This is a genomic window from Streptococcus suis YS56 (assembly GCF_000440115.1).
Lineage (GTDB): Bacteria > Bacillota > Bacilli > Lactobacillales > Streptococcaceae > Streptococcus > Streptococcus suis_L.
Genome location: NZ_ALMY01000006.1, coordinates 1 through 18471, shown reverse-complemented (window position 1 = coordinate 18471; position 18471 = coordinate 1). Strand labels below are relative to the sequence as shown.

The 18471-nt window shown below is 39.9% G+C and carries 16 protein-coding genes; 15 read left to right on the top strand and 1 reads right to left on the bottom strand.

Translation table 11 applies throughout. The annotated features are described in order from the left end of the window. Nucleotides 1-2 precede the first annotated feature (2 nt). The 3 genes from SST62_RS0100985 (at nt 3) to SST62_RS1000000111825 (ending at nt 5198) form a co-directional block, all read left to right on the top strand. Nucleotides 3-281: a DUF1905 domain-containing protein gene (locus SST62_RS0100985; RefSeq protein WP_029942428.1), complete on the top strand. Its 279-nt coding sequence runs from the start codon at nt 3-5 to the stop codon at nt 279-281. Between the two features lie 669 nt (nt 282-950). Further along, nucleotides 951-1958, top strand: coding sequence for a sialidase domain-containing protein (locus tag SST62_RS0100980; protein WP_029185947.1), 1008 nt, complete (start codon nt 951-953; stop codon nt 1956-1958). Between the two features lie 54 nt (nt 1959-2012). Beyond that, on the top strand, nt 2013-5198 hold the full coding sequence (locus SST62_RS1000000111825) for a sialidase domain-containing protein (protein ID WP_050571887.1): 3186 nt from the start codon (nt 2013-2015) through the stop codon (nt 5196-5198). A 223-nt stretch (nt 5199-5421) separates the two neighbouring features. On the opposite strand, the gene SST62_RS0100970 is transcribed toward SST62_RS1000000111825, so the two are convergent. After that, on the bottom strand, nt 5422-6198 hold the full coding sequence (locus tag SST62_RS0100970) for a glycyl-radical enzyme activating protein (protein ID WP_029185945.1): 777 nt from the start codon (nt 6196-6198) through the stop codon (nt 5422-5424). Nucleotides 6199-6329: 131 nt separating this feature from the next. On the opposite strand from SST62_RS0100970, the gene SST62_RS0100965 reads away from it, so the two are divergent. From SST62_RS0100965 to dapA, 12 genes are all read left to right on the top strand, one after another. Next, nucleotides 6330-7073 (top strand): DeoR/GlpR family DNA-binding transcription regulator, encoded by a 744-nt coding sequence (locus SST62_RS0100965; protein ID WP_029185944.1) that lies wholly within the window; start codon nt 6330-6332, stop codon nt 7071-7073. 10 nt (nt 7074-7083) lie between these two features. Then, nucleotides 7084-8055 (top strand): sugar-binding transcriptional regulator, encoded by a 972-nt coding sequence (locus SST62_RS0100960; protein WP_029185943.1) that lies wholly within the window; start codon nt 7084-7086, stop codon nt 8053-8055. Between the two features lie 200 nt (nt 8056-8255). Continuing rightward, the gene (locus tag SST62_RS0100955) at nt 8256-8579 is read left to right on the top strand and encodes a PTS lactose/cellobiose transporter subunit IIA (RefSeq protein WP_029185942.1); all 324 of its coding nucleotides are present in this window, start codon (nt 8256-8258) and stop codon (nt 8577-8579) included. A 29-nt stretch (nt 8580-8608) separates the two neighbouring features. Beyond that, the gene (locus tag SST62_RS0100950; protein WP_029185941.1) at nt 8609-8914 is read left to right on the top strand and encodes a PTS sugar transporter subunit IIB; all 306 of its coding nucleotides are present in this window, start codon (nt 8609-8611) and stop codon (nt 8912-8914) included. Between the two features lie 12 nt (nt 8915-8926). Beyond that, nucleotides 8927-10231, top strand: coding sequence for a PTS sugar transporter subunit IIC (locus tag SST62_RS0100945; RefSeq protein WP_029185940.1), 1305 nt, complete (start codon nt 8927-8929; stop codon nt 10229-10231). A gap of 148 nt (nt 10232-10379) precedes the next feature. Then, nucleotides 10380-12827 carry a glycyl radical protein gene (locus SST62_RS0100940; protein WP_029185939.1) on the top strand — a complete coding sequence of 816 codons (2448 nt, stop codon included), beginning with the start codon at nt 10380-10382 and terminating at the stop codon, nt 12825-12827. A 14-nt stretch (nt 12828-12841) separates the two neighbouring features. Then, on the top strand, nt 12842-13513 hold the full coding sequence (locus SST62_RS0100935) for a fructose-6-phosphate aldolase (protein WP_029185938.1): 672 nt from the start codon (nt 12842-12844) through the stop codon (nt 13511-13513). A gap of 17 nt (nt 13514-13530) precedes the next feature. Then, the gene (locus SST62_RS0100930; protein WP_029185937.1) at nt 13531-14574 is read left to right on the top strand and encodes an iron-containing alcohol dehydrogenase; all 1044 of its coding nucleotides are present in this window, start codon (nt 13531-13533) and stop codon (nt 14572-14574) included. A gap of 83 nt (nt 14575-14657) precedes the next feature. Further along, nucleotides 14658-15752 (top strand): glycerol dehydrogenase, encoded by a 1095-nt coding sequence (locus tag SST62_RS0100925; protein ID WP_029185936.1) that lies wholly within the window; start codon nt 14658-14660, stop codon nt 15750-15752. Between the two features lie 119 nt (nt 15753-15871). Then, a complete protein-coding gene (locus tag SST62_RS0100920) occupies nt 15872-16948 on the top strand; it encodes an aspartate-semialdehyde dehydrogenase (RefSeq protein WP_029185935.1) in 1077 nt (358 codons plus the stop codon). 86 nt (nt 16949-17034) lie between these two features. Next, nucleotides 17035-17403 (top strand): ACT domain-containing protein, encoded by a 369-nt coding sequence (locus tag SST62_RS0100915; protein WP_029185934.1) that lies wholly within the window; start codon nt 17035-17037, stop codon nt 17401-17403. Nucleotides 17404-17411: 8 nt separating this feature from the next. Further along, complete coding sequence (gene dapA, locus SST62_RS0100910) at nt 17412-18347, top strand: 4-hydroxy-tetrahydrodipicolinate synthase (RefSeq protein WP_029185933.1); 936 nt, start codon at nt 17412-17414, stop codon at nt 18345-18347. Nucleotides 18348-18471: the final 124 nt, after the last annotated feature.

Below are 18471 nucleotides of genomic sequence, written 5' to 3'. Positions count from 1 at the left end.
CCATGTCTAAAGTCTATGAATTTGAAGCCCTTATCCATCCCGTACCGGACAAGGGTGGAGCCTATGTCATCTTTCCCTATGATATACGAGAAGAGTTTGGCAAGGGGAGAGTAAAAGTGCACGCCAGATTTGATGGTCATCCCTATGATGGTTCCATTGTCAATATGGGAGTAAAGGATGAAGCAGGCAATATCTGTTACATTATTGGTGTACAAAAGGCTATTCGAACTGCTATTGGTAAACAGGCTGGTGATAGTGTACAAGTAACCATTCAAGAATGAATGGAGTAATCAGGCTTGCAAATCCTTGAGATTATGGTAGAATAGATTCATGCGATGAGCCGAGTAGTGGGTGGTGATTAAGGTTCAGCACGCTCCTAAGAGTTCGTGTCAACATCTCAGCGCAGTGGTTGATTGGCAGATTTGTTCGTGTTTTGCACTCCAAATCTGACCTTTACGATTGATGCGAACAAGAGTTCGCCTTATTTCCAACCTCCAACTGTCTCCCAGACAGTTGGAGCTGTGCGGGGGTGGGAGTGAAACAGTCTGGGAAGAGACTGTTTCAGGTCAACAACCAGAAATGATGAAATGTTGACGAACTCTTGGTTGACTGGTTGAGTTCTTTCCCACTCCCTTCGACGCTAGGGAGGTCTTCATTTAATTGAAACGCAGGAGCGGACCTTGAATAGTTGTGTGAACCGGCTATTCTCATTGGAAACAATGCCCTTGCCCGCCCTTGAGGTGGGCTTTTTTAAGCCTTTTTCAAAAATAGTTGTGTTTACTTGTTTTTATGTAGTAGCTATCAGTAGATGGCTTTCTTCCATAATCCTTCTTTTATTATAGGACTGATAAGGGAGAAATAACAGTAAGTTATATCATAATAGATATAAATCTATATGGAAGAATGTGCTTTCTCGCAATAGTGTAGTATGTAAGGAATTTGGTGAAGATATGAAAAAAATTACAAAATCATCCATCTATAAAGTTTCTTTATTTTCTAGCTTAGTTTTACCCACAATCATGTATTCTGAGGCAGTTTTGGGGCAAGAGTTAGAGCAAGTTGCCCTTGAACAGCCATTGGTAGTTAAACAAGAACAAGCAGTTACAAGTGTCTCTACGGAGCTGGAGATATCATCTATTCAAGTAGAAACAACTTCTCAGAATCTGTCAACAGAAGAAGGAACCGTCCCAGCTAATATTGGAGGAAATCTAGAGGAAGTTTCAGGATCTATTGTTGAAGAAACGGAAACATATCCAGCTCTACGTGCTGGCTATGAGACGGTCAATGCGGATGTTCCCTCTCAAGAATTTGAAAATAATGAAATTACCAAGGTAGAAGCGATTCAATTAAATAGTAGCAATGACAAACGTCATGTGTTGAGTGAAGGGACAGAACACCTTATTAGACAATCTGAAACAGGCACGATTTATATGGAGTATAAGGCTGCTCAAAATGCAGGTTTTCACAGTCTGTTCTCCACATCCAGTGATACGAAATCAAATGAATACACGGCTCTCATTGCAAAAGATGGTAGTGTTACCCTGGAAAGTCGTGTGGATGGTGGTCGAACAATTGCCAATGTTACCCAGATGGATGCTACAATGGTCAATGGTGAGTGGAATGCAGTTGCCATGACCTATGAAAAAGTCTTGAATAGTCAAGAAATGGATGTCAAGCTTTACATCAATGGTCAATTTTCTGGTGCAACAAGAGCTAGTCAAGGAATCTTTACCAGTGCAACTGCTATGAACCATGCTCAACTTGGAGCAACAAAGCGTGGCAACGATTTACGGTGGGGTGTTGATCAATTAGATATTAGAAATTTTACGTTTTATAATAAGGCCCTTACAGCTGAAGAAGTTGCTCGGCGTTCCATTCTATTTACTCGTCAACCAGCTCCTGTAGATAGTTTGGCAACAACTGGCATATCTGAAAAAGTGGTGGTTTTTGAAGGTTGACGAGCTGGTCGGAAAGGTCCAGAAGGGGCAGCTAGTTTCCGTATTCCTGCTCTCTTGAAGACTGACAAGGGTACTTTGATTGCTGCGACAGATATGCGTCACGATCATTCGGGCGACTGGGGAGACATTGCTCAAGTTGTGAAACGAAGTTCTGATAATGGAGTAACTTGGGGTTCAACAATAAAAATTGTTGATTTGAAGAATAATGAAAAGGCGACCAATCGTAGTATTGGTGCACCTTTGACCATTGATACAGCTCTTGTTCAAGATCCAACGACGAAGCGAATTTTTGCTATTTATGATATGTATCCAGAGGGACAGGCCTTGTTTGGGATGCCATCTCAAAGAGAAGTAGAATATACAGTCATTAATGGAAAATCCTACCTTAATCTATATTCTAATAATGCTGATCGACCTTATACTTTACGAGAAGATGGATATGTATACTCGCCTCAAGGTCAAAAAACGGCTTACCGAGTCAATACAAAGGATTCAAGTCCAGCTTATGCCAATTTAGGTGATTTGTATCACAATCAGCAATTGATTGGCAATATTTATAATCAGACGGATTCGGCAAGTCCTTTCCGTGTGGCAAAGGCAAATTATATCTGGATGTCATACAGTGATGACGACGGATTAACCTGGTCAAGACCCGAAGATATCACACCAAGTGTTAAAAAAGATTACATGAAGTTCCTTGGTTTGGGACCAGGTACTGGTATTACCTTGCATACTGGTCCTAATAAAGGTCGATTGGTGGTTCCGGCCTATTCTGCAAACTGGAAGACCGGTTTATATGGTTCGCAATCAGCCTTGGTCTTTTATTCTGATGATCATGGAAAAAATTGGAAGGCGGGTCAAACATTTAACGACAATCGTCAATTGGCTGACGGAACGCTCTTACATTCTAGTACCATGAATCTCTCAAAAGAACAAGGTACAGAGGCTACACTTGTCCAACTCGGAAATGGACAGTTGAAGATGTTTATGCGTGGGCTTGCAGGCAAGGTGCGTGTGGCAACAAGTCTTGACGGAGGTCAGACTTGGCTGAATGATCTTGAAGTAATAGATGCCATTCACGATCCTTACGTTCAATTATCTGCGATTCGTCATGTTCGCAATGGGAAAGAATATGTACTTTTAGCGAATGCTGCTGGTCCGGGAGGTAATCGTACAAATGGTACTATCCATGTAGCAGAAGTTGGGACTGATGGCCGTTTGAACTGGCTCCACCATAGTTTGATTCAGGATGGTAACTTCGCTTACAATTCCCTACAATATCTAGGAAATGATACTTTTGGTATCTTATACGAACATTCATCGGGAAATCAAAATGCCTATAGTCTTTATTATAAACAGGTAACTTGGAACTATTTGACTCGTCCAGTGACTGTAAGTGCCGCAAGTGCAGTACAGACAATCAGTTTAGGTCGTGATAACAAACTTTATCTTTCCTTTACAAAGCCGGTTATTGCCTTAAATCAACCACATCTGCGAACAAGTACAGGTCAAGAATTGACTTTCCTAGGTCAGTTGGATAGCCAGACTTTAATATATAGTTGGAATCAGCAAGCAGGAAGTTTTGCAATTGAAGGTCTATCAAGAGGTTCGATTGTGACCCCGGCAAATAAGGTAGCACTCGTAACAGCTGTATTTGAGAAGCTTCTGGCTGACAGTTCTAACAAAGTATCAAGTGATCGTCTTCTGGTGACTGGTGAGGATGTTTATGAAGATAGTTTCAGACGTGGTTTAGGTAACTTAATGGATGGAAATCTAGAAACTTTGACGGAATTGCGTTGGAATTTGACAGATAAAATTACTCTTCCGCAGACTATTTCAATTCAGACACGTAATAATCAAGCAATTCAACTCGATAAGCTGGCTCTTTTCAAGCGTATCAATAATTACGGTACAATTACTAAGTATCGTATTAAAACTTACGATGGTACAAACTTGACACATGATTCAGGGATTATTGAAGTTCCTTATGCTCAGACAGAAGATCATTATAAGTTCACAAGCAGAGTGTTTGCGAATAAGGTTGAATTGATAATTTTAGAAGCGAAATTCCGACCAGATATTATCAACAATCGTACTATGACGATTAAAGAAGTTGAATTGTACGAGGTGGGAAGTAGCGTTGAAGAACAACCTTTGTTTAGAGTGGAAAAGATTGATCCTTCTCGCCTAACCGTTCGTGGAGAAAATGTTTACGAGGATACCTTTGGGCGTGGTTTGTCTAATTTGATGGATGGCAATAAGGAAAGTCTAACAGAGCTACGTTGGAATTTGACAGATCGAATTACCTTGCCTCAGACAATCACTATTCAGACTACAAATGGCCAAGCAACTAGATTGCATAGTTTGGTCATGACCAAGCGTATCAATAACAATGGTACTGTTACAAAATACCAAATTAAAGCCTATAATGGTGCAACTTTGGTTCATCAATCTCAAGAAATCGCCGTACCTTACGAAAGAGAAATTGAAACTTATCAATTTAGTCGAGATATTCGAGCAGATAGAATCGAATTGATTATTTTGGAGGCGCGTGTGCGACCAAATCAAATCAATAATCGCTTGATGACCTTGAAAGAAGTGGAATTGTTTGAATATATTCCAAGTCAAGCTGAGCCTTCCTTTGCTAATCATCAGGTACTGAGTTTGGAGCCTCTTCAGACAAATGTTCAAAACGGTAAGCGTATTGAGCTAGCTAGCACTGTCAAAGACAGTCTTCTAGCTATCAATAGTGGAACGATTTTCATGGACTTCAAAGCCAGCACAACTTCAGGTTTTTATAGCTTGTTCTCGACATCGAGTGCCAGTCTAAAAAATGAGTATTCAGCTCTCATTGTACGGGATGGGAAACTGATTTTTGAAAGCCGTATCGGTAGTAGCGGTCAGACTATCGGTCATATTACAGAGGCCAGTCAGCGCCTCATCAATGGGAACTGGAATAATGTCGCCATGACCTACGAACAAGTTGGGACAAGTCGTCAATTCTTGGTCAAATTATATGTGAATGGAAAATTGTCTGGTCAGACAACCATGTCACAAGCTCCATTTACTTCTGCAACTGCTATGGACTATGTACAGGTTGGTGGCACACGTCGGCAGACAGAACTACGTTGGACAGTTGATGAGCTTAATCTTCGTCAATTCATGTTTTATAATAGTGTTTTGACACCTGAGGAAATTGAACAACGTTCACGGATGGTTGTAAATGAGTCTACCCTATAATTGGGAGATAAGTTAGATTGAAGAAAAGTCTATTTGGGACAGACTCTTCAATCTTTTATTTTTGTAGTCAAAATAAGAACTCTTAGAAAACATTTGAATGAAGTTTCTAAGAGTTCTATTATTCCGTATATCTTTGTAGAAGTATCAATATTTAATTTGGTCTGAACATTGAACGAATCAGTCAATACTGCTCATTCTGATGGTTAATATTATTAAAAGTGTGCTAGAAGTAACAATTGATATTATGTTTCAAAAAGATTGCCTGATAATCAGCCAAGTCTTCAGGATGGAGAGCTTTAACGTTGGTCATCGTATAGTTACGATTAAGGAGTTTGTACTTGTTTTCACCAAATTGATGGAAGGGAAGGAGTTGGACTTTATCAATATTGAGTTGGTTGAAAAGGGAGGCAAACTGCTCAGCATCTTCTAATGAATTATTAAATTCTGGAATGACAGGAATTCGTAAAACAATCTCTTTTCCGATAGAAAAGGCGTATTCTATATTTTGTATAATAAGGTTATTGTTAACTCCAGTGACTTTTCGATGTGAAATAGTATTATAGTGTTTTAAATCAGTGTAAATGAAGTCGACATATTGAATTAAGTCGGCAAACTTCTTCTGATCAACAAAGGCGGTTGTTTCGATAGCAGTATGTAGTCCGCGTAGTTTTGCCTCCATTAAGATAGCTTTTGCAAATTCATATTGCGCAAAAATTTCCCCGCCAGATAGAGTAAGTCCACCACCAGATTCCTCATAGAAATCAACATCTTTCATAACTTCATCCATGATTTCATCAACAGTTTTCTCTTCCCCCATGATAGTAGTTTTCTTGGTATTGGCATCTAACATTGGTTCGGGATTGCGCTTTTGCGACTCGGGATTAGCGCACCAAGGACAACGTAAAGGACATCCTTTTAAGAAAACAGTTGTACGGATACCAGGACCATCATGTAATGAAAAGTGTTGAATGTTAAAAATGATACCTTTAGTCGAGTTCATAAGACTTCTCCTTTGCTACAATACAATTTTACATCATAAACGAAAGTTTTGCAATTGCGAACGTAAGTATTTTGGGGGTTGAAAAGTTGAAAATAGCTGATAATTTGGTACAATAAGTACGAGGTGATAAAATGGAACGACTAGATAAAATTATAGAACTCGTATCTCAACATGAAAAAATTGATGTAAATAGTTTATCTGAACAGTTGGAAGTTTCCAAGGTAACAATCCGTAAAGATTTGGATAAGTTAGAATCTAGAGGTTTGCTAAGGCGAGAACATGGCTATGCTGTTTTAAATAGTGGAGATGATTTAAATATTCGAATGTCTTTTCGCTACGATGTGAAAAAAAGAATTGCGAAGGAAGCAGTAAAATTAGTAGCAGATAATGAAACAGTAATGATTGAGTCTGGTTCTACTTGTGCTCTTTTGGCAGAAGAAATCTGCAAGACAAAAAGAAACGTAACTATTATCACGAACTCATATTTTATAGCTAATTATGTTAGACAGTATGATGGTTGTCAGGTGATTTTATTGGGTGGTGAATTTCAAAAAGATTCACAAGTGACAGTTGGTCCCCTTTTACAAAAAATGATTCGTTTCTTTCATGTAGATAAAGCCTTTGTAGGAACAGATGGTTTTGACAGTGAGCATGGCTTTACAGGAAAGAATTTGATGCGAAGTGAAGTTGTTCAATATATGTCTGAAGTTTCAGAGCAGATGATTGTGTTGACAGATGCCAGCAAATTTACTAAGAAAGGGACCGTACATCGATTTGGTCTAAGTCAAGTTGCTCAAGTCATTACGGATACCTCAATTGCAGAGATTTTTGTAGCTGAACTAGAAAAAGCCAATGTTAAGGTCACTATCGTTTAGTGAGGAAAGAATGAAGCTAGAAAAAAGAAGACAATTAGCAAAGATTGCCTATCTCTATTACATAGAGGGAAAAAGTCAGGCAGAGATTGCCATGGAAACAGGAATCTACAGAACAACAGTCAGTAGAATGCTGACGAAAGCCAAGTTAGAAGGTATTGTTAAAATAGAAATCCAAGATTTTGATAAGCGACTTTATCAGTTGGAGAAATATGTTCAAAACAAGTATGGTCTTAAGAGGATTGAACTAGTAGAGAATAGCTCAGATGGCGATCTTTCTGCTTTAGAATCTCGTTTAGCAGAAGCAGCAGCTGATATGTTAACTAATTTGATTGATGATGACATGATAGTTGGTTTTTCTTGGGGCAGAAGTTTGAGTTTAATCGTTGAGAAAATGGGACATCACCGGATGAAAGGTTTAAAATTTGTTCCTATTGCTGGTGGTCCAAGTCATATTCATGCTCGCTATCATGTCAATACTCTAATTTATGATATGGCCAATAAATTTCGAGGAGAGTGCAGTTTTATCAACGCGACTATTATCCAAGAAAATCAAAGTCTTGCTGAAGGAATTTTGTCATCCAGATATTTTGAAGAGTTAAGAGCGGACTGGAAAAAATTGAATGTGGCGGCTGTCGGAATTGGTGGTAGGGTAGATGCTAATAATCCTCAGTGGTTGGATATGTTAACAGAAGCTGACTTTCATCAGTTATCTATAGAGGGGGCGGTTGGTGAAACCTGCTGTCGTTGTCTTAATCATAATGGAGAGCCCGTTGTCGAAGACCTACAAGATAGGACGATAGCTATTTCATTAGAAGAACTGAAAAATATTCCCAATACGCTAGCTTTAGCTTACGGAGAGCATAAGGCTCAGGCAATACTAGCTATTTTGCGAGCAGGTTATATCAATCATCTTGTGACGGACGAAGGGACAATCTTGAAGGTGTTGAAGCTAGATGGAGACACCAACTATTTCTCTTTGTGATAGGTTAAATAATGACATTTATTGTCCTTGGTGGATAGTAAATGTTTTTATTTTATCAAAAAAGCACAAAAGTGCAATTTATTCAAAATAGGTAAAAAAGAGCAGTTTTGTTATTTACTATATTGAAATAAAATGATATGATTTTCTTACGAAAGAAACATAAAAAGTTACTAAAAAAAGAAAAGAGGGGGTTAGGAACAATGGAAATGATTGTTGCGGACCAAATTATTATGGGCTTGATAATCTATGCAGGTGATGCCAAGAGTCATGCCTATCAAGCATTATCGTTTATAAAATCGGGTGAGCATGAACGTGCTGAACAGGAGTTAAGCTTGGCAGATGCTGCTTTGTTAGAGGCGCATAATATGCAGACCAAGTTTTTAGCTCAAGAAGCCAGTGGAATAAAATCAGAAATCACAGCCCTGTTTGTGCATTCACAGGACCATCTCATGACATCGATTACAGAAATCAATTTGATTAAGGAAATCATTGATTTACGAAAAGAATTAAAAAAAGTCAGTTAAACCAATTTTATATTTAGGAGGATACCAAAATGGTTAAAATAGCTCTTTTTTGTGCGGCTGGATTTTCTACTGGCATGTTGGTCAACAATATGAAAGTAGCAGCAGAGGCTGCGGGTGTAGAGGTAGAGATAGATGCTTATTCTCAAGGAAAAATAGCTGACTATCTAGACAAAATAGATGTGGCACTGTTAGGACCACAAGTTGCCTATACTTTTGATAAATCTAAAGCACTTTGTGATGAAAAGAATGTTCCGATTGCAGTTATTCCTATGGCTGATTATGGAATGCTAGACGGAAAAAAAGTTTTGCAACTAGCTCTAAGTTTAGTTTCATAAAGGGGTGGGACCATGGCTAAAGTAGATACACAAAAAATTATTGTTCCGATTATGAAGTTTGTAAACATGAAAGGGATTATCGCTTTAAAGGATGGCATGTTGGCTATCCTTCCATTAACAGTTGTGGGAAGTATTTTCCTCATCATTGGCCAGTTACCTTTTGAAGGCTTGAACAATGCAATTGCTGCTCTATTTGGAGCGGATTGGATTGAGCCATTCATGCAAGTTTATAGTGGTACATTTGCAATCATGGGCTTGATTTCCTGCTTTGCGATTGGCTATTCTTATGCAAAGAATAGCGGTGTTGAGCCACTTCCAGCAGGTGTATTGTCCTTGTCCTCCTTCTTTATTCTCTTGAGGTCATCTTACATACCAGCAGAAGGTGAACCAATTGGAGATGCCATTGCAAAAGTTTGGTTTGGTGGTCAAGGAATTATCGGAGCAATCATCATTGGACTGGTAGTGGGGGCTATCTATACAACCTTTATTCAGCGTCATATCGTGATAAAAATGCCTGAGCAAGTACCCCAAGCTATTGCTAAACAGTTTGAGGCGATGATTCCTGCCTTTGTTATCTTTTTGCTATCTATGATTGTATATATCATTTCTAAGATGGTGACTAACGGTGGTACTTTCATTGAAATGATTTACGATGTGATCCAAGTGCCTCTTCAAGGTTTGACTGGTTCCTTGCCTGGTGCTATTGGAATTGCTTTCTTTATATCATTCCTATGGTGGTTTGGTGTGCATGGTCAATCCGTTGTTAATGGTGTTGTTACTGCCTTGCTTTTGTCAAACCTTGATGCCAACAAGGCTCTTCTAGCAGCAGATAAGTTGTCTTTGGAAAATGGCGCTCATATCGTGACCCAGCAGTTTTTGGATAGTTTCTTGATTATGTCAGGCTCAGGAATTACATTTGGTATAGTATTTGCAATGCTATTTGCAGCAAAATCAAAACAATACAAGGCACTTGGTAAGGTAGCAGCTTTCCCAGCCATCTTCAACGTCAATGAACCTGTCGTGTTTGGTTTTCCAGTTGTTATGAACCCAGTCATGTTTCTTCCATTTGTATTGGTACCAATCTTGGCAGCTTTCATTGTCTACGGTGCTATTTCAATAGGATTTATGCAGCCCTTCTCAGGTGTAACACTGCCTTGGTCAACTCCTGCAATCATTTCTGGTTTCATGGTCGGTGGTTGGCAAGGTGCGGTTGTTCAAATCATTATCTTGGCCATGTCAACTATTGTTTACTTTCCGTTCTTCAAAATTCAAGATAATATTGCCTATGAAAACGAACAAAAGGAAAATATCTATTAAGAAACACTCATTAGATTTTGCACATTTGTGCTAAATGATTGCTATTTTCAAGTGCTATCTCTCCTTTATTGACAAAAATTAGTTGTAAAAGTTATACTTTAATTACAAACGAAATAAAATGATGTTTCGAAAGAAAGGAAAAATTAAAATGAAAACAGTAGTTACTGAGGTAGCAAGTACTAGCATTAAGACAGAATATTTCGGTAATTTGACCGATCGCATGCTCAAGTACCGCGAAGATGTTTTAGATAAAAAACCATACATTGATGCAGAGCGTGCAATTTTAGCCACAAAGGCTTACAAAGAACACCAAGAGAAACCAAATGTCTTAAAGCGTGCCTACATGCTAAAAGAAATTTTGGAAAATATGACACTGTACATTGAAGAAGAAAGTTTGATTGCAGGCAACCAAGCTTCTTCAAATAAAGATGCTCCCATCTTCCCAGAATATACCTTAGAGTTTGTATTGAATGAATTGGATTTATTCGAAAAACGGGATGGGGATGTCTTCTATATTACCGAGAAAACCAAGGAGCAGTTGCGCAGTATCGCGCCGTTCTGGGAAAATAATAACTTACGTGCAAGAGCAGGTATCTTACTTCCAGAAGAAGTTCAAGTCTATATGGAAACAGGATTCTTTGGTATGGAAGGCAAGATGAACTCTGGCGATGCCCACTTGGCTGTTAATTACCAAAAGGTATTGGAACATGGTTTGCGTGGTTTTGAGGAACGTGTACGTGAAGCAAAAGCTAAGCTTGATTTGACGGATCCAGCAAGCATTGACAAGTACCATTTCTATGACTCAATCTTTATCATCATTGATGCGGTGAAAGCATACGCCGATCGTTTTGTCGCCTTGGCTACTGAATTAGCAGAGAAAGCACCGACCGCTCAACGCCGTCAAGAATTATTGGAAATCGCTCGTATTTGTTCGAAGGTACCGTATGAACCTGCTGAAACATTTGCGGAAGCAGTGCAATCTGTTTGGTTTATCCAGTGTATCTTGCAAATTGAGTCCAATGGACATTCCCTTTCTTATGGACGTTTTGACCAATACATGTATCCGTACGTGAAAGCGGACTTGGAAGCAGGTCGGGAAACGGAAGACAGTATCGTTGAGCGTTTGACCAACTTGTGGATTAAGACCATTACCATCAACAAGGTTCGTAGTCAATCACATACCTTCTCATCAGCAGGTAGCCCGCTTTACCAAAACGTTACCATTGGCGGACAAACACGTGATAAGAAGGATGCTGTCAATCCACTTTCTTACCTAGTATTGAAATCTGTTGCCCAAACACACCTGCCACAGCCAAACTTGACCGTTCGCTATCATGCAGGTCTTGATGCTCGTTTTATGAATGAATGTATCGAAGTGATGAAACTTGGCTTTGGCATGCCTGCCTTCAACAACGATGAAATTATCATTCCATCCTTTATTGAAAAAGGTGTCTTGGAAGAAGATGCCTATGACTACAGCGCGATTGGTTGTGTAGAAACGGCTGTTCCTGGTAAATGGGGTTACCGTTGTACAGGTATGAGCTATATGAACTTTCCGAAAGTGTTGTTGATTACCATGAATGATGGGATTGACCCTGCATCAGGCAAACGATTTGCTCCAGCCTTTGGTCACTTCAAAGACATGAAGTCATTTGAAGAGCTTGACACGGCATGGGAGAAGACACTTCGTCATCTAACACGGATGAGTGTTATTGTTGAAAATGCGATTGATATCGCCTTAGAAAGAGAAGTTCCTGACATTCTTTGCTCGGCTCTGACAGATGACTGTATCGGTCGTGGTAAGCACTTGAAAGAAGGTGGGGCGATTTACGACTACATTTCTGGCTTGCAGGTTGGGATTGCCAACTTGTCTGATTCTCTAGCTGCCATTAAGAAATTAGTCTTTGAAGAAGGACGATTGACACCAGAAGAATTGTGGCATGCTTTGGAAACGGACTATGCTGGTGAACGTGGTAAAGAAATCCAAGAAATGTTGATTGAGGATGCGCCAAAATACGGTAACGATGATGATTACGCAGACCAGTTGGTGACAGAAGCTTATAATATTTATGTGGATGAGATTGCCAAGTATCCAAACACTCGTTTTGGACGTGGTCCAATTGGTGGTATTCGCTATTCAGGTACCTCATCTATTTCAGCAAACGTTGGACAAGGTCGTGGTACTTTGGCGACACCGGATGGTCGAAATGCAGGTACACCATTGGCGGAAGGTTGTTCCCCATCTCATAATATGGATAAAAATGGACCAACTTCTGTATTGAAATCTGTTGCGAAATTACCAACGCACGAAATTGTTGGTGGTGTCTTACTCAATCAGAAGGTCAATCCACAAACTCTTGCTAAGGAAGAAGACAAACAAAAATTGATTGCCCTCTTGCGGACCTTCTTTAACCGCTTGCATGGCTATCACATTCAGTACAATGTTGTTTCAAGAGAAACCTTGCTTGATGCTCAGTTACATCCTGAAAAACACCGTGACTTGATTGTCCGTGTTGCAGGTTACTCAGCATTCTTCAATGTTCTTTCCAGAGCTACCCAAGACGATATTATCGGACGTACTGAACACACATTGTAAAAGAGGTTATCACTATGGAATTTATGCTGGACACGTTAAATGTAGAAGAAATCAAAAAATGGGCTAAGGTTCTCCCGCTTGCGGGAGTAACCTCTAACCCGACTATAGCAAAGAAAGAGGGGGATATTGACTTTTTTAAACGTTTAAAAGACATTAGAGACCTAATTGGTCCGGAACCTTCCCTGCATGTGCAGGTTGTTGCAAGAGATTACGAGGGGATTTTAGCGGATGCGAAAAAGATTCGTGAGCTGGCTCCTGAAAATGTCTACATTAAAGTTCCAGTAACTCCAGAAGGACTGGCAGCTATCAAGACCTTGAAAGCAGAAGGGTTTAAGATTACTGCGACAGCGATTTATACAACTTTTCAAGGCTTGTTGGCCATTGCTGCAGGCGCAGACTATTTAGCACCTTACTATAACCGTATGGCCAATTTAAATATTGATTCAAATGCAGTAATTGCTCAGTTGGCGGAAGTCATTGACCGTGAGTGTTCAGAAAGCAAGATTTTAGCTGCGTCCTTTAAGAATGTAGAACAAGCCAATCAAGCATTTGCAAATGGTGCTCAGGCAATTACAGCTGGTGCAGATGTTTTTGAGGCCGCTTTTGCCATGCCATCTATCGACAAAGCGGTAACTGATTTTGCAGCAGATTGGTCTGCTATTCATGGAAAAGAGTTTATAGAATAAGAAATAGGGGGTCGGTTATGAAAGCTATCTCAAGTCCTTCACGCTATATCCAGGGAACAGGTATCCTGTATGAAAGTGCGGTCGAAATCTTGAAAATAGGTCACCGCCCCCTTGTTTTGTGTGACGAAACAATTTATAACAAGATAGGGAATAAGTTTATAAAAAATATTACATGTTATGGTTGTATGCCAATGACTTCCTTTTTAATGGGAGATGTTACAGACATTCAAGTATTTGCACATGCTAGAACTGCAGAAGAACATAAAGCAGATATGGTGATCGGCTTGGGAGGCGGTCGGATATTGGATATGACCAAATTAGTCGCAGGTTTGTTGGAACTTCCGTATGTTTTGATTCCGACGATATTATCAACGCCTGCATCAACCTCTTCTTGTGCTATTCTTCATGAAGGGTATTCACGCAGTGATACGGTCAGGGGGCAACTGGGTGAACCTTCTTTGGTCATTGCAGATATACAACTCTTCTTACATCATGCCCCTTTATCTATTTTGGAATTGGGATTGGTACGTTGTTTGACGTGTTTAGCGGCGGAGTCTATTTGTCAAGACGAAGAGCAGGTCAGTGTGATGGATTGCTTGCTCATTCAAGGTTGTGAGCAATTATTGCTTTCCAAAGGAAAAGATGCTTATCAGTCCTATCAATTACAAGCCACTAGTAAGTCTTTGGAAGATGTTGTCGAAGTCATCACCTTTTTAACTGGAATGGCAACGCATCATGATGCCGTTCGATTGGTTAGTCTGCTCTATACAGAAATCATCGCCCGCTATTCAGAAAGTATTCAAGGCAAAGAAGAACAAATTTTTACTTGTGTACATCTTGTATTGTTGCAATTGAGGAATTGTTCAGAAAAGGAATGGCAGTCTTATTTGGAATTTTACAGAGATTTAAACTTATTGCCATCTCTAAGCTTGTTACCATTTTCATCAACTACTGGTCTTTCTCAAACCTGTCGAACCAGCCTTGAGGGACTTCCGGTTTCAATTGAACAGTTGGAAAAAGCTGTGCAAGAGTTACCGAAACTACTGTCTTCCTTTCAATGATATGATTTCACATTATCATTGAAAAACTTATCGAATCACAATACAATATATTAAAATAAACAAAAATTACAGGAGGATTGTTTATGAAAGTTTTTGCTAGTCCGTCGCGTTATATTCAGGGCAAGAATGTCCTATTTCAAGGCGCTGAAGCTATCGGTAAATTAGGAACAAAGCCTTTGATTCTTTGTGATGACTTGGTGTACGGCATTGTTGGCGAGAAGTTTCTAACATACTTGACAGATGCAGGTATGACACCTTATCGTGTCGCTTTTAATGGCGAAGCATCTGACAAAGAAATTCAACGTGTGGTGGCTATCGGTCAAGAGCAAGCGAGCGATGTCATTATTGGCTTAGGTGGTGGAAAAGCTATAGATTCTGCTAAAGCCATTGCAGATTTACTTGCAGTTCCTGTTGTGATTGCTCCAACGATTGCCTCAACAGATGCTCCTACATCAGCATTATCTGTTATCTATACAGAAGAAGGAGCTTTTGAACGCTATATTTTCTACAAGAAGAATCCGGATCTTGTGTTAGTAGATACAGCTATCATTTGTCAAGCGCCACCTCGTTTATTAGCCTCAGGTATTGCAGACGGTTTAGCGACCTGGGTTGAGGCGCGTGCTATTTTGCAAAGCAATGGAACGACCATGGCAGGAGGTGCGCAGACGCTTGCAGGTATTGCTATTGCTCAAACTTGTGAGAAGACCTTGTTTGATTACGGACTGCAGGCTATGGCTAGTTGTGAAGCCAAGGTTGTGACAACTGCCTTGGAAAATATTGTTGAGGCCAATACTTTGCTAAGTGGACTTGGATTTGAAAGTGCAGGTCTGGCTGCGGCGCATGCTATTCACAATGGTTTTACTGCTTTGGAAGGAGATATCCATCATCTGACACATGGCGAAAAAGTTGCTTATGGTACCTTAACACAGCTCTTCTTGGAAAATCGTCCAAAAGAAGAATTGGAAAAGTATATTCGTTTCTATAAAGCCTTGAACTTGCCAACCACTCTAGCAGAATTGCATCTAGCTGATGCGAGCTATGATGATTTGTTGAAGGTTGGTCAACAAGCGACTATTGAAGGCGAAACCATTCATGGTATGCCATTTACGATTTCTGCAGAAGATGTAGCAGAGGCATTGTTAGCAGTTGATTTCTACGTTCGTTCCTTAGGAAAATAATTTGCTCCGTCCCGAGAAATTCAGTTTTCTCGGGGCTTTTCTTTTCAAAATATTATGGTATAATTATGAAATAACAAATTTTTAGAAAATTTTGAAGAATTGACCTAAAGGAGATTTCTATGGCTTATGTAGTAGCTGTTGTTGGTGCAACTGGTGCAGTTGGTGCCCAAATGATTAAAATGTTGGAAGAGTCAACACTTCCAATCGAGAAAGTGCGTTTCTTGGCTTCCGCTCGTTCAGCAGGCAAGACCTTGCAGTTTAAGGGACAGGACATTGTCATTGAAGAAACAACAGAAACAGCTTTTGAAGGAGTAGATATTGCTCTCTTCTCAGCTGGTGGATTTACATCTGCCAAGTATGCTCCTTATGCAGTAAAAGCAGGAGCAGTTGTTGTGGACAATACTTCGTATTTCCGTCAAAATCCAGATGTGCCTTTGGTTGTCCCTGAGGTAAATGCTCACGCGCTTGATGCCCACAATGGTATTATTGCTTGTCCTAACTGTTCAACTATTCAGATGATGGTTGCTTTGGAGCCTGTTCGTCAGAAATGGGGCTTGGAGCGGATTATCGTATCCACATATCAGGCAGTTTCTGGTGCAGGTATGGGAGCTATCTTGGAAACTCAGGCTCAATTGCGTGCAGTCTTGAATGATGGTGTTGAACCAAAAGCGGTAGAAGCGAACATTCTTCCTTCTGGTGGCGATAAGAAACATTACCCAATCGGTTTCAACGCCATTCCGCAAATCGACCTCTTTACAGACAATGACTACACCTACGAAGAGATGAAGATGACAAAAGAGACTAAGAAAATCATGGAAGATGACAGTATTGCCGTTTCTGCAACCTGCGTCCGTATCCCAGTCTTGTCAGCTCACTCTGAGTCTGTTTACATTGAAACAGAAGAAATTGCTCCGATTGATGAAGTTAAAGCAGCTATTGCAGCCTTTCCAGGTGCTGTTTTGGAAGATGATGTGGCTAACCAAGTATATCCGCAAGCCATTAACGCTGTTGGTAGCCGTGATACCTTTGTCGGTCGTATCCGTAAGGATTTGGATAAGGAAAACGGTATCCACATGTGGGTTGTTTCTGACAATTTGCTCAAAGGTGCAGCTTGGAACTCTGTGCAAATCGCTGAGACCCTCCACGAACGTGGTCTAGTTCGTCCAACTGCAGAATTGAAATTTGAATTGAAATAAGTTTATTTTTAGCCTCTTTAAACTATTAAATATTCCATATGAATCAGTCAAATTCTAGCAAGTAATTAGAAAGTATACGTAAATATATGAAACTTAAAATTATTAAGGGTGATTTTTCAGTTTGTAAACTTGAAGATTTTACAAAGGTTAATTTGACGAGCTCTTATGTATTTATCGGTAAGACAGATGAAGAAAACTCACTCGTTTGTATGAGCCAAGAAGTTCCAAGTAATGTTATTGAAGAGGATAAAGGATGGCTAGCATTTCGTGTTGAGGGGGTACTTGACTTTTCATTAGTAGGTATCCTTTCACAAATTAGTCAATTACTAGCAGAAGCAAAAATTAGTATTTTTGCAGTATCTACTTTCAATACTGACTATATATTAACTAAAGCTAAGGATTTCCCAGCGGCTATCGAAGTTCTTCAGAAAGCTGGATATGAAATTATTGACTAGGAGGTTCCATGTCTATTCAAGATTTGCGTGATGTAAAAATTATTACGGCTATGATTACGCCCTTTAAAGAGGACGGTGCAATAAACTATGATGTTTTACCAGAGTTGGTTGAGCATCTATTGGCACACCACACAGAAGGGATTCTGTTGGCAGGAACAACTGCTGAAAGTCCAACCTTGACTCACGAGGAAGAGTTGGAATTGTTTGCGGCAGTTCAAAAGATTGTCAATGGTCGCGTTCCTTTGATTGCTGGTATCGGTACAAATGATACGCGCGATTCGATTGAATTTGCTAAGGAAGTAGCGGCATTCGGAGGTTTTGCGGCAGGTCTTGCCATCGTTCCTTATTACAACAAGCCTTCTCAAGAAGGAATGTATCAACACTTTAAGGCTATTGCAGATGCCTCTGATTTACCAATCATTATCTACAATATCCCAGGTCGCGTCGTAGTTGAAATGACGCCAGAAACCATGTTACGTTTGGCTGAGCATCCAAACATCATCGGTGTTAAAGAGTGTACCAGCCTTGCCAATATGGCTTACTTGATTGAAAACAGGCCAGAGGATTTCTTGGTGTATACAGGTGAGGATGGAGATGCCTTCCATGCCATGAACTTGGGAGCAGATGGTGTGATTTCTGTTGCATCTCACACGAATGGTGATGAGATGTATGAAATGTTTACAGCCATCGAACAACAAGATATTCGAACAGCAGCTGCTATTCAACGCAAATTCATTCCGAAAGTCAATGCCCTCTTCTCATATCCAAGTCCTGCACCAGTTAAGGCAGTTCTCAACTATCTTGGATTTGAAGTTGGTCCACTCCGCTTGCCGTTGGTTCCATGCCCAGAAGAAGATGCCAAACGCATTATCAAAGTAGTCGTTGACGGCGACTACGAAGCAACCAAAGCTACAGTGACAGGAGTCGTACGACCAGATTATTAAAATAGTCTGGACCCGAGCACCGAAATACGAAATCGCGGCTAAATTGGTGAACTTTTTTCTACCATTTGTCAAGTCCATCAAGGTATTTGACGAAAAATATTTTGAGTCTCGTAATCCAAATATG

Coding starts and splice junctions, on each gene's coding strand:
- SST62_RS0100985 (WP_029942428.1), top strand. CDS start 3: ATGTCTAAAGTCTATGAATTTGAAGCCCTTATCCATCCCGTACCGGAC.
- SST62_RS0100980 (WP_029185947.1), top strand. CDS start 951: ATGAAAAAAATTACAAAATCATCCATCTATAAAGTTTCTTTATTTTCT.
- SST62_RS0100970 (WP_029185945.1), bottom strand. CDS start 6,198: ATGAACTCGACTAAAGGTATCATTTTTAACATTCAACACTTTTCATTA.
- SST62_RS0100965 (WP_029185944.1), top strand. CDS start 6,330: ATGGAACGACTAGATAAAATTATAGAACTCGTATCTCAACATGAAAAA.
- SST62_RS0100960 (WP_029185943.1), top strand. CDS start 7,084: ATGAAGCTAGAAAAAAGAAGACAATTAGCAAAGATTGCCTATCTCTAT.
- SST62_RS0100955 (WP_029185942.1), top strand. CDS start 8,256: ATGGAAATGATTGTTGCGGACCAAATTATTATGGGCTTGATAATCTAT.
- SST62_RS0100950 (WP_029185941.1), top strand. CDS start 8,609: ATGGTTAAAATAGCTCTTTTTTGTGCGGCTGGATTTTCTACTGGCATG.
- SST62_RS0100945 (WP_029185940.1), top strand. CDS start 8,927: ATGGCTAAAGTAGATACACAAAAAATTATTGTTCCGATTATGAAGTTT.
- SST62_RS0100940 (WP_029185939.1), top strand. CDS start 10,380: ATGAAAACAGTAGTTACTGAGGTAGCAAGTACTAGCATTAAGACAGAA.
- SST62_RS0100935 (WP_029185938.1), top strand. CDS start 12,842: ATGGAATTTATGCTGGACACGTTAAATGTAGAAGAAATCAAAAAATGG.
- SST62_RS0100930 (WP_029185937.1), top strand. CDS start 13,531: ATGAAAGCTATCTCAAGTCCTTCACGCTATATCCAGGGAACAGGTATC.
- SST62_RS0100925 (WP_029185936.1), top strand. CDS start 14,658: ATGAAAGTTTTTGCTAGTCCGTCGCGTTATATTCAGGGCAAGAATGTC.
- SST62_RS0100920 (WP_029185935.1), top strand. CDS start 15,872: ATGGCTTATGTAGTAGCTGTTGTTGGTGCAACTGGTGCAGTTGGTGCC.
- SST62_RS0100915 (WP_029185934.1), top strand. CDS start 17,035: ATGAAACTTAAAATTATTAAGGGTGATTTTTCAGTTTGTAAACTTGAA.
- dapA (WP_029185933.1), top strand. CDS start 17,412: ATGTCTATTCAAGATTTGCGTGATGTAAAAATTATTACGGCTATGATT.